This window comes from Sphaerotilus sp., from assembly GCF_041083715.1.
GTDB lineage: Bacteria > Pseudomonadota > Gammaproteobacteria > Burkholderiales > Burkholderiaceae_C > Sphaerotilus.
On sequence record NZ_JBFPGY010000139.1, the window covers coordinates 1 to 10,561 of the forward strand.

A 10,561-nucleotide genomic window follows, 5' to 3' on the forward strand; every position below is an offset into this window, starting at 1 on the left:
GGGAGAGCCCGATGCCCGGGTCGCGGACAGCCGCAGCGCAGCGACCACGTTCCGGGTGGCCGACATCTTGCATGGCCTCGCTGCCACAACATCGACCACGCAGCTCTTTCTGGCTGATCCGGCGTCGGACGTGACCCCGAGCGGCCCCGGGTCGAAAGTGCCCGACAACAGCCCGGCCACGCTGCAGCCACTGGCACGTGTGTTCGGCCAACAGGCCTTCAACCCCGGACCGACCCGCCACTACCGCATCAGCAGCACGCTGGCCGGGGCGCGGGCGGACACACTGTCGGCCGTGCTGGACAAGGACTTGGGCACCATGGGTTCCGCGGACCGGGGCCTGTTCTTCTACGCAGGCTCCGGGGGGCCGGACACCACCGATGCCGCCGACAACACGCTGCGCCTGTGGGACAACACAGGGCTTTCTGTCCGAAATCTGGAGGCACTGACCAGCCACGTGCCGGTGAACGCACCGATGCGCTTTGTCCTCACCCAGTGCCATTCCAGTGGATTCCAGCGCCTCATCCGGCCAGGTGCGCGGGACCAGCGCAGCCTGGGCCGCTACAACCGGTGTGTGTTCACGTCCGAGCCGATCGATCACCTGGCGCAGCGGTGCCCCGCAGGATCCACGGAAGGCAGCGAAGACAGGGACTACGCCACCCGGTTCTTCTCGGCGCTTTCATCGAGCCGCACCCGGACCGGGTCAGGCCTGCCGCGATCCGCTGATCTGGACGGTGACCATGTCGTCACCCTGCATGAGGCACATCTGTACGCCGTGCTTGAAGGCGACAGTGCTGAACTGCCCCGCGCATCGACCGAAACCTATCTTGAACGCTGGCAACCCGTGTGGCTGCGCTACCTCGACACCATCAGCGAACCAGACAATGAATTTGGCCGCGTCTCCAGAGCCCTGGCAGAGCGGCTGCGACTGCCGCTGCACGGGCGTGCGCTGGTCGATGCCCTGGAAACACGGCAGAAGGACATGACGGGGCGGCTGAAACGGCTGGCGGAAGAGTCCCAGCAGGTCGGCGCCGAGATCGATCGCCTGCAAGCCACACTGCGCCGCGGCCTGACCCAGCGCTGGCCCGCGGCGGCCCACCCGTACACGGCCGCATATGCGCGGTTTCTTGCGAATGACGTCGGTGTGGCGCAGAGTTTTCTGGTGGCCCAATCCACCACCTATCCTGCACTGGTGGCCAAACAGGATCGCTTGGCCCAGATCGCACTGGACCGGCATGCACTGGACCGCAGCCTGACGCAACTGGACAAGCTGATGCGGCTGCGGCATCTGGCGAGGCTGCAAGCCCAGTTCGAGCGGTATGCGGATGCCCAGGCGCGGCAGGAATACGCGCGGCTGGAACACTGCGAACGCACACCACTCTGAACCGCCTGTCAAACAGGTACATCAGACGATGCCGGCCGCTGGTGCGGCCAGAACATGCCGGTAGCGCTTCATCGGCCCGGTATCGGCATACCCCATCCAGCGTGCGACCTCCTCTTCTGCGTGGCCATTCAGCAACTGGCGCACGGCAAAGGTGTGGCGCAACCGGAACGGCGAGCCGCCCTCGACACCGGCCTCCTCCATCACGGCCACTGCCGCCCGGTGACACGCCGGGTGCGACCAGGCCTTGCCGGTGGTTGTCGACGGAAACACCCATGGCGACTGGAGCATGCCCTGCCGGGCACGAACGTCCAGCCAGAATCGCAACTCCCGCGCAGCCCAGAGGGCGATCGGCACCTGGTGTGCTGCGGAGCTGCCATCGGCCGCCACAGAAAGCCGCCAGGGCACACCAGGCTCGGCTCCTCCGTCGACCGCCACATCGTCCAGCGTCAGCACGCGCACTTGCCCAGGTGCCAGACCGGCACCAAGCATCAAGGCCACCGCCGTGCGGTCTCGGATGGCCTTCCACTGCGTGCCGAGCCCCTCGCTGACCTTGGACACGGCCGTGCAATGGGCAATCAATGCCGAAGCCTGTGCTTCGGTGAGCACGTCCGGCACCGGTGTCAATGCGGAGGCATTGGCATAGCGGTACGGGGCCTCCTGCATCAACTGCAGCGGCGCCTCGACAGGCTCCAGCCCGAGTGTCTCGCGGCCATGGTTGAGCACGCGGTCGATCAACTGGAGCAGCCGCCAGGCGTAACGCGGCGTCAGTTCCGCGTGCAGGCGCCCGGTGCGGCTCTGGCGCTGCGGGCGGATGGCCGCGAAGGCCAGAAACTGGACGAGATCCTCGCGGGTCAACGCGTCACGTGGATCGAGGCAAACACTGCGCGTGCCAGTGCCTTCATCGAAGGGCGCGCAGTAGGCGATGAAGGCCTGCCACATGTCCGCGTAGATCTGCGCGGACTCTTCGCGCAAGGCACCCTGCTGGCGCAGACCACGGGCTGGTGATGACGCCAGCCACGTGGAGAACTGCAGGTTCAGCACTTCGGCCAGTGCATCGCCATCCGAGGAGAAAAACAGGGGGAGGGTCTCATTGGCCATAAAAGATACTAACGAAAACGTCTTTGATTCGCAAACAAAGTCGAACAGCCACATTCCTTTGATGTGGCGTATCTGCTTTGCTCAACCGTCAAGCCGTTAGTATCTTTATACGGTCGATAGGCTCGGATGCATACGCCTGCAGACCTTCGACATCCGGAATCTGCAGTCCCCTGCTGCACAGACAGACCAACCCCCGCTCATGCAAGCGCTGAAGTGCCTGGTTGGTCCGTTGTCGCGAAACACCGGCCAGCAACGCGATCTCAGCCTGCGTCAGATCCAGGCGCGGACCCGGATCAAAGGCCAGATCCGGGTTGTACAGGCTGGCCAGGCAGGCAGCGACCCGGGCATCGGGGGCGAGCAGACGGTCGTTGCGCAGCATGCCGATGAACAGGCCAAGCCGGGCATTCATCAGGTGCTGCAGGCAATGGTTGAACGACAGACTGCCCTGCCTCAGCACCTCGAAGGTCGCGCGCGGGAGTTCCGCGATGCGGCTGTCACGCAGCGCGATGATGTCGTATCGAAACGGCTCGCGGCGCAGCAACGAACCTTCCCCGAACCACGCGCCACGGGAGGCTCCGGTGAGCGTGGTGATGCGGCCATCGGCTGCGGTCACGGACATCTTGGCCAGACCGTCGATCATGCCGAGCCAGTGCGACGCGGCATCCCCGACGCTGACGATGGCCTCCCCTGCGCCGATGCGGCGCTCGGTCGTGGTGGCCATGACCTGGGCACGTTCGGCGGAGGTCAGTGCACGACCCCAGGTGGATTGATCGATGAGGCAGGACAGGTCGGGGGACAGCATTCCGCCATCCTAGAGTCCGCTGGCGTGACAGACCAATTATGTTTGGCAACGCATTGAGCGGTTCTCTGTTACTGGGCACGCCGACTGCGGTGAAAATCGGCCCATGCCCCGTTTGCCCTTGCCGGAACCGTCCTGATGAACACCATCCCCCTGCCCGCTGACCTGAACCTGTGCGTGGAACAAGCCCTGTCCGAGGACATCGGTCCAGGCGATGTCACCTCTGTGCTGCTGCCACGCGGGCAGATCGTGACCGCCCGCGTGACGACCCGCGAAGCGGCGGTGCTCTGCGGTCAGCCGTGGTTCTCGGCAGCATTCCAGATGATCGATCCGACCGTGTCGGTGACCTGGGCCGTGCCGGAAGGCAGCCGCGTGCAGCCCGATGACCTGCTGTGCACAGTCACAGGCTGCGCCCGCGCGATCTTCACCGGCGAACGCACGGCATTGAATTTCCTCCAGACGCTCAGCGGCACCGCCACCTCCGTGCGCCGCTATGTCGATGCCGTGGCTGGCACGGGTGCACGCATCGTCGACACCCGCCAGACGTTGCCCGGCATGCGCAGCGCGCAGAAATATGCCGTGCTGGTTGGCGGTGGTCTGAACCACCGCCTGGGGCTGTACGACGGCTTCCTGATCGAGGATGTGCACAGCGCCGCGGCGGGCGGACTGCGCGAGGCGATCCACTATGCACGCGCGATGGGCCTGAGCGTGCCGATCATGGCGGAGATCCGCACCCGCGAAGAGACGCGCATCGCGCTCGACGAAGACATCGACCTGCTGCTGGTGGAGAGCCTGCCGCTGGAACTGGTGAAGACAGTGGCGCGCATGGTGCATGAGCACCGCGACTGCGGCGGCCGCACCCTGGTCGAGTATTCGGGCGGTGCGTCGCTGGAAACCGTGCGATCACTGGCCGAAACCGGCGTGGACCGCGTGGCCGTCGGCTCGATCACCAAGCACCTGCGCGCGGTGGACATCACGATGAAGATCGTGAAGTAGCCGCCTTGCAGCCAGACGCAAGAAAAAAGACGCCCGAGGGCGTCTTCGGCACGGGAAGAGCCTGCCGACTCCTCAGACCAGCGGACAAGTGGGCGTGAGCGTCACGAAGTACCAGCCGGTGCCGTCTTCCAGCGAATACGCACCGAGGTTTCCGGGTCGGACATCGATGGTCAGCGTCTGCCCGAGCAGATAGCCGCACTGGCGCGTGTCGATGTAGAACGGCACGGCGCCCACCGTTCCGACGCACTGGTCGGTCACGGTGAGCGACAGATCGCCGGGATTCAGCGCCAGCGGGTTGCTGCCATCACAGCAGCCACCCGACTGGTACAGCAGCATCCCGGGATGCTGCCGATGCAGCGTGGCCAGATGGGCCAGCGCTGCATCGGTGGCGGACACGCTGGTGGACACGGCAAGCGTCGTGTCCGCGGGCATCAGAAGAAGCCCAGTGCGTTCGGCGAGTAGCTGACGAGGAGGTTCTTCGTCTGTTGATAGTGGTCCAGCATGGCCTTGTGGGTCTCGCGGCCGATGCCGGATTCCTTGTAGCCACCAAACGCCGCGTGCGCCGGGTAGGCGTGGTAGCAGTTGGTCCACACGCGACCGGCCTGGATGGCACGGCCCATGCGGTAGGCGCGGCTGCCGTCACGGCTCCACACGCCGGCACCCAGACCGTACACCGTGTCGTTGGCGATGGCCAGGGCTTCGGCTTCGTCCTTGAAGGTGGTCACGGCCAGCACCGGGCCGAAGATCTCTTCGCGGAAGACGCGCATGTCGTTGTTGCCCTTGAACAGCGTCGGCTGGATGTAGTAGCCGCCAGCCAGGTCACCACCGAGTTCGGCACGGTCGCCACCGATCAGCACCTGGGCACCTTCGGCCTTGCCGACCGCCAGATAGGACATGATCTTGTCCATCTGCATGGCGGAGGCCTGCGCACCCATCATGGTGTCGGTGTCGAGCGGGCTGCCTTGCTTGATGGCCTTGACGCGCTCCAGCACGCGGGCGATGAAGGGCTCGTAGATCGATTCCTGGATCAGCGCACGCGACGGGCAGGTGCAGACCTCGCCCTGGTTGAATGCGAACAGCACCATGCCTTCGATCGCCTTGTCGAAGAAGGCGTCGTCGGCCGCCATGATGTCTTCGAAGAAGATGTTGGGCGACTTGCCACCCAGTTCCAGCGTGGCCGGAATCAGGTTGGTGGCGGCTGCCTGGGCGATGACACGGCCGGTGGCGGTCGAGCCGGTGAAGGCGATCTTGGCGATGCGCTTGGACGTCGCCAGCGGCATGCCGGCTTCGCGGCCATAGCCGTTGACGATGTTCAGCACGCCCGGGGGCAGCAGGTCGGCGATCAGTTCGGCCAGCACCAGGATGCTGATCGGGGTCGATTCAGCCGGCTTCAGGACCACGCAGTTGCCGGCGCCGAGGGCCGGAGCCAGCTTCCAGGCCGCCATCAGGATCGGGAAGTTCCACGGAATGATCTGGCCGACGACGCCGAGCGGCTCGTGGAAGTGGTAGGCGATGGTTTCGCCGTCGATCTCGCTCAGCGCGCCTTCCTGGGCACGCACGCAGCCCGCGAAGTACCGGAAATGGTCGACCGTCAGCGGGATGTCGGCGTTCAGCGTCTCGCGGATCGGCTTGCCGTTGTCCACCGTTTCAGCGTAGGCCAGCAGTTCGAGGTTCTGCTCCAGGCGGTCGGCGATCTTCAGCAGGATGTTGGCACGCACGCCCGGGGGCGTGGCGGCCCAGCCAGCCTTGGCGGCGTGGGCGGCGTCCAGTGCCAGCTCGATGTCGGCTTCGTTCGAACGGGCTGCCTGCGTGTAGACCTGACCGCTGATCGGGGTGATCACATCGAAGTACTGCCCAGCGACCGGGGCGACCCACTTGCCGCCGATGAAATTGTCATAGCGGGGCTTGAACTGGACCTTGGCTTCCGGGGTATTGGGGTGGGCATAGATCATGAGGTGTCTCCTGCTGTGTGACGAAAAGGTTGCGAACACCCCTCTCTACGCGAAGGTCGTGCCAGCCAGAACGACCTGAACACCCCATCGCCCATTTGCCCAGAAATGGCCCGATTCCTGCATGAACCCTGTTCAACCCAGTGAACAAGCTGAACAGATGGAGCACCTGACACTGCAGCAAATCAGGGTATCCCGCAAGCAGCTTGAATATCATCAAGCCAGAGCCATGAATTGGTCGAATTTGAAATGGTCCATGCAGAGACGATTGGCACAGCCCGACATAAGGGTAATTACTGAATGAGCAAGCCCACCAAACCGAATGCACCACCGCCCATGACCCCGGCCCGGCTGCGGGAAGCGCGGCGCGCAATGGTCCAGGGCGAAGCAGGCAGTGCGGATCTGGCCGCCTGTGATCCCGCGCTCATCCGATCCTGGGAGCGCAGCCAGGCCGCTGGTCTGTCCCCCCTCGGCCGCACCTCCGGCACACCCCATGCCTCGGCCCTGCAACTGGCCCAGGCCCGTGAACAGCAGCATGAGCTGATCGCACACGCCCGGCCAGCGATGGAGTTCGTCTACGAACAGACCCGTGACACCGACAGCATCGTGCTGCTCTCCGATGCGCAAGGACTGCTGCTGGACACGCTGGGCGATGCCAACTTTGCCAACAGGGCAGAGCGGGTGGCATTGCGTCCGGGTGCCAACTGGCACGAACAATGGCGCGGCACCAATGCGATCGGGACCGCGCTCGCCGAGCAGCGTCCGGTGGTCATCCACGGGAGTGAGCACTACCTGGAGCGCAACGGGTTCCTGACCTGCGCCGCGGCGCCCATCATCGACCCGGCCGGCGCCCTGCTCGGTGCGATCGACATCTCCAGCGACCACCGCCAGTTCCATCGGCACACGCTGGGTCTCGTCCGCTCGGCAGCGCGCATGATCGAGCACCGCCTGTTCGAGACCCGCCACCGCGACAGCCTGCGTCTGCGCATCCACAAGTACCGCGAGGGCATTGCCGGGCTGACCGAAGGCCTGCTGGCCCTGTCCGAAGACGGCTGGCTGATCGGGGCGAACATGGCCGGCCTGCATCTGCTGGGACTGGCACGCCAGGACATCGCGGGGCTGCGCATCGATGCGGTGTTCGAGAGCACCGTGGAGGCACTGCGCAGCCGCAGCCACACCAGCCAGGGGTGGCCATTCGAGGCACACCTGCTCGACGGCTCGATGGTGTGGGTGCAGGTGGAAGCAGGCCGTGGCGGCATCGACGTCATACCGGAGCCAGTGGCCGCCGACCCAACCGCCGCCGCCGCCGCGCTGCCCGACGAAGCCCACCGCACGGTCACCGAATGCAAGGGCAACCTGTCCGAGGCCGCTCGCCGTCTCGGCATCAGCCGCACGACGCTCTATCGCCGCCTGCAGCGGTAGCCTGCCGCGACCACGCGGCCTCAGGCACGCAGGAAGTGCCCGAGCTTGTCGCGTTTGGTGCCGAGGTAGGCGGCATTCTCGGGATTGGCATCGATCTCGTGCGGTTCGCGCTGCACGATGGTGATGCCCTGCGCCTGCAGCGCCAGCACCTTCAGCGGGTTGTTGCTCATCAGGCAGACCGAGCGCACCCCCAGGTCCTTCAGGATCTGCGCCGCGGCCTCGAAGCGGCGGCTGTCGGCCGGGTGGCCCAGCGCCAGATTGGCCTCCACGGTGTCCAGCCCCTGGTCCTGCAGGTTGTAGGCGCGCAGCTTCTGCTCGATGCCGATGCCCCGCCCTTCGTGGCCGCGCATGTAGATCACCATGCCGCGCCCGAGCGCGGCGATGCGGGCCATGGCGAGTTGCAGTTGCGGGCCGCAGTCGCAGCGCAGCGAGCCGAAGATGTCGCCAGTCATGCACTCGGAGTGCACGCGCACGAGCACTGCGTCGCCGGCCACATCGCCGCAGTGCAGCGCCAGGTGTTCGATGCCTGTGCTGCGGTCGAAGTACGCCGTGATCGTGAACTCGCCATGCGGCGTGGGCAGGCGGGCGCTGGTGCCCTTGTCGATGTCAGTCATCCCGGCATTGTCGCCGGATGCTCCAACCCCTGCAGTCCCCAGCGCGGTCACAGCGCGGTGTCAGGCCTTCAAGGCCCCGCGGCGCACCTGGTCACGCTCCAGCGACTCGAACAGCGCCTTGAAGTTGCCCTCGCCGAAGCCGTCGTCCCCACTGCGCTGGATGAACTCGAAGAACACCGGCCCGAGCATCGTGCGCGAGAAGATCTGCAGCAGCAGGCGCGGCCGGCCGTCCGCGGTGGAGCCGTCCATCAGGATGCCGCGGGTCTGCAGCTCCGCCACCGGCTGACCGTGGCCGGGCAGGCGCTCGTCCAGCATCTCGTAATACACGTCGTTCGGCGCTGTCATCAGCGGCACGCCGGCCAGCGCCAGCCGGTCCACCGTATCGATCAGATCGTCCGTCAGCAGGGCGACGTGCTGGATGCCCTCGCCGTTGAACTGCATCAGGAACTCCTCGATCTGGCCGGCACCACGCGAGGATTCCTCGTTCAGCGGGATGCGGATCTTGCCGTCCGGTGCGGTCATGGCCTTGGAGGTCAGGCCGGTGTACTCGCCCTGGATGTCGAAGTAGCGGATCTCGCGGAAGTTGAAGAGCCGCTCGTAGAATCCGGCCCAGAACGCCATGCGACCGCGGTAGACGTTGTGCGTCAGGTGGTCGATCAGGCACAGACCGTGGCCCTCGGGGCGGCGCGGAACGCCGTCGAGGAACTCGAAGTCGATGTCATAGATCGACTTGCCATCCTCGAAGCGGTCGATCAGGTACAGCGGCGCACCGCCGATGCCCTTGATTGCCGGCAGCCGCAGCTCCATCGGTCCGGTCGGAATCTCGATCGGCTGCGCGCCAAGTTCCAGCGCACGGGCGTAGGCCTTGTGCGAATCCTTCACCCGGAACGCCAGCCCGCACGCCGATGGGCCATGTTCCGCCGCGAAATAGCCCGCCGTGCTGCGGGGCTCGCGGTTGACGATGAAGTTGATCTCGCCCTGCCGGTACAGCACGACATCCTTCGAGCGGTGCCGGGCGACGAGCGAAAAGCCCATCTGCTCGAACAGCGGCTCCAGGAGGTCGGGAATCGGTGACGCGAACTCGACGAACTCGAAGCCCATGAGGCCCATCGGGTTGTCGAACAGATCGGTCGGGGAAGCGAGGGATGCAGCGGATGCGGACATGAAAGCTCCTTGGCGGCTGCACACAGGCAGCCGCGCCATGAATCGGATGCGGACGAACGGTCAGGACAACGCGGTCAGCACCCCACCGGCGGCGCGCACGGCACCCCCCGCACACTGCGGGCGAGGTGGTCACCGTAGACGAGCTGGAAGCCAGTGGTCATGGAAAGGAGCGAACAGTCAAGGAAGCGGAACTGCGTGCAGTCTATGCCGACTTGGCCGTCCGCGCGACCGTTCGTTTGGCGATCTCGATCTTGGCGATGGCGTTGCGGTGGACCTCGTCCGGCCCGTCCACCAGCCGCACCGTGCGCTGGTGGGCGTACATCTCGGCCAGCCACGTGTCCTGGCTCACGCCGGCCGCGCCATAGGCCTGGATCGCCCAGTCCACCACCTTGCACGACACGTTCGGCGCGACGACCTTGATCATCGCGATCTCCTGCTTCGCGCCCTTGTTGCCGACGGTGTCCATCTTGTGCGCGGCGTTCATCGTCAGCATGCGTGCCTGGTCGATCATGCAGCGCGACTCGGCGATGCGCTCGTGCCAGATCGACTGCGCCGACAGCGGCCTGCCGAAGGCGATGCGGGTCGAGAGGCGGTCGACCATCATCTCCAGCGCCCGCTCGGCAGCGCCGATGGAGCGCATGCAGTGGTGGATGCGGCCCGGGCCGAGCCGGCCCTGCGCGATCTCGAAGCCGCGGCCCTCGCCGAGCAGGATGTTCTCCACCGGCACGCGCACGTTGTCGAGCAGCACCTCCATGTGCCCGTGCGGTGCATCGTCGTAGCCGAACACGTTCAGCGGGCGCAGCACGGTCACACCCGGCGTGTCGCGCGGCACGAGCACCATCGACTGCTGCTCGTGCCGCGGAGCCTCGAAGTCGGTCTTGCCCATGACGATGAAGATGGCGCAGTGCGGATGTCCGGCGCCCGACGAGAACCACTTGCGACCGTTGATCACGTACTCGTCACCTTCCCGGCGGATCGAGCACTCGATGTTGGTCGCGTCCGACGAGGCCACTGCCGGCTCGGTCATCAGGAAGGCGGAGCGGATCTGGCCGTCCAGCAGCGGCTCCAGCCAGCGCTCCTTGTGCGCGGCGGTGCCGTAGCGCTCGATGGTCTCCATGTTGCCGGTGTCCGGCGCCGA

Annotated in this window: 11 protein-coding genes; 4 read left to right on the plus strand and 7 right to left on the minus strand. The window is 65.9% G+C overall.

The genetic code is table 11. The annotated features are described in order from the left end of the window. The coding region (locus tag AB3X43_RS06535; protein WP_369429054.1) for a hypothetical protein at window positions 1–1,381 on the plus strand (1,381 nt) is incomplete at its 5' end. 21 nt (window positions 1,382–1,402) lie between these two features. Here the strand turns inward: AB3X43_RS06535 and AB3X43_RS06540 are convergent. Both AB3X43_RS06540 and AB3X43_RS06545 read right to left on the minus strand, forming a co-directional pair. After that, a complete protein-coding gene (locus AB3X43_RS06540) occupies window positions 1,403–2,479 on the minus strand; it encodes a tyrosine-type recombinase/integrase (protein ID WP_369429055.1) in 1,077 nt (358 codons plus the stop codon). Between the two features lie 88 nt (window positions 2,480–2,567). Then, window positions 2,568–3,281, minus strand: a complete 714-nt coding sequence (locus AB3X43_RS06545) for a Crp/Fnr family transcriptional regulator (RefSeq protein WP_369429056.1) — start codon at window positions 3,279–3,281, stop codon at window positions 2,568–2,570. A gap of 135 nt (window positions 3,282–3,416) precedes the next feature. Here AB3X43_RS06545 and nadC point away from each other — a divergent pair, with 135 nt between their 5' ends. Further along, the gene (gene nadC, locus AB3X43_RS06550) at window positions 3,417–4,274 is read left to right on the plus strand and encodes a carboxylating nicotinate-nucleotide diphosphorylase (RefSeq protein WP_369429057.1); all 858 of its coding nucleotides are present in this window, start codon (window positions 3,417–3,419) and stop codon (window positions 4,272–4,274) included. A gap of 72 nt (window positions 4,275–4,346) precedes the next feature. Here the strand turns inward: nadC and AB3X43_RS06555 are convergent, their stop codons facing one another. After that, a complete protein-coding gene (locus AB3X43_RS06555; protein ID WP_369429058.1) occupies window positions 4,347–4,706 on the minus strand; it encodes a DUF779 domain-containing protein in 360 nt (119 codons plus the stop codon). Further along, a complete protein-coding gene (exaC, locus tag AB3X43_RS06560; RefSeq protein WP_369429059.1) occupies window positions 4,706–6,226 on the minus strand; it encodes an acetaldehyde dehydrogenase ExaC in 1,521 nt (506 codons plus the stop codon). Before exaC ends, AB3X43_RS06555 begins: the two co-directional genes overlap by 1 nt. A 121-nt stretch (window positions 6,227–6,347) precedes the next feature. Between exaC and AB3X43_RS06565 the strand changes: the two genes are divergently transcribed. Both AB3X43_RS06565 and AB3X43_RS06570 read left to right on the plus strand, forming a co-directional pair. Beyond that, entirely contained in the window at window positions 6,348–6,527 is a 180-nt protein-coding gene (locus AB3X43_RS06565) for a hypothetical protein (protein WP_369429060.1), read from the plus strand. Beyond that, window positions 6,524–7,645 carry a sigma-54-dependent Fis family transcriptional regulator gene (locus tag AB3X43_RS06570; RefSeq protein ID WP_369429061.1) on the plus strand — a complete coding sequence of 374 codons (1,122 nt, stop codon included), beginning with the start codon at window positions 6,524–6,526 and terminating at the stop codon, window positions 7,643–7,645. The genes AB3X43_RS06565 and AB3X43_RS06570 overlap by 4 nt, the downstream gene beginning before the upstream one ends. 20 nt (window positions 7,646–7,665) lie before the next feature. On the opposite strand, the gene ribA is transcribed toward AB3X43_RS06570, so the two are convergent. The 3 genes from ribA to AB3X43_RS06585 form a co-directional block, all read right to left on the minus strand. Beyond that, window positions 7,666–8,259 carry a GTP cyclohydrolase II gene (gene ribA, locus AB3X43_RS06575; protein WP_369429062.1) on the minus strand — a complete coding sequence of 198 codons (594 nt, stop codon included), beginning with the start codon at window positions 8,257–8,259 and terminating at the stop codon, window positions 7,666–7,668. Window positions 8,260–8,319: 60 nt separating this feature from the next. After that, window positions 8,320–9,423: a 4-hydroxyphenylpyruvate dioxygenase gene (gene hppD / locus AB3X43_RS06580; RefSeq protein ID WP_369429063.1), complete on the minus strand. Its 1,104-nt coding sequence runs from the start codon at window positions 9,421–9,423 to the stop codon at window positions 8,320–8,322. Window positions 9,424–9,625: 202 nt separating this feature from the next. Continuing rightward, the coding region (locus AB3X43_RS06585) for an acyl-CoA dehydrogenase family protein (RefSeq protein WP_369429064.1) at window positions 9,626–10,561 on the minus strand (936 nt) is incomplete at its 5' end.

Excerpts from the sequence above, each read along its gene's own strand:
- AB3X43_RS06540 (WP_369429055.1), bottom strand. The coding sequence starts at position 2,479 with ATGGCCAATGAGACCCTCCCCCTGTTTTTCTCCTCGGATGGCGATGCA.
- AB3X43_RS06545 (WP_369429056.1), bottom strand. The coding sequence starts at position 3,281 with ATGCTGTCCCCCGACCTGTCCTGCCTCATCGATCAATCCACCTGGGGT.
- nadC (WP_369429057.1), top strand. The coding sequence starts at position 3,417 with ATGAACACCATCCCCCTGCCCGCTGACCTGAACCTGTGCGTGGAACAA.
- AB3X43_RS06555 (WP_369429058.1), bottom strand. The coding sequence starts at position 4,706 with ATGCCCGCGGACACGACGCTTGCCGTGTCCACCAGCGTGTCCGCCACC.
- exaC (WP_369429059.1), bottom strand. The coding sequence starts at position 6,226 with ATGATCTATGCCCACCCCAATACCCCGGAAGCCAAGGTCCAGTTCAAG.
- AB3X43_RS06565 (WP_369429060.1), top strand. The coding sequence starts at position 6,348 with ATGAACCCTGTTCAACCCAGTGAACAAGCTGAACAGATGGAGCACCTG.
- AB3X43_RS06570 (WP_369429061.1), top strand. The coding sequence starts at position 6,524 with ATGAGCAAGCCCACCAAACCGAATGCACCACCGCCCATGACCCCGGCC.
- ribA (WP_369429062.1), bottom strand. The coding sequence starts at position 8,259 with ATGACTGACATCGACAAGGGCACCAGCGCCCGCCTGCCCACGCCGCAT.
- hppD (WP_369429063.1), bottom strand. The coding sequence starts at position 9,423 with ATGTCCGCATCCGCTGCATCCCTCGCTTCCCCGACCGATCTGTTCGAC.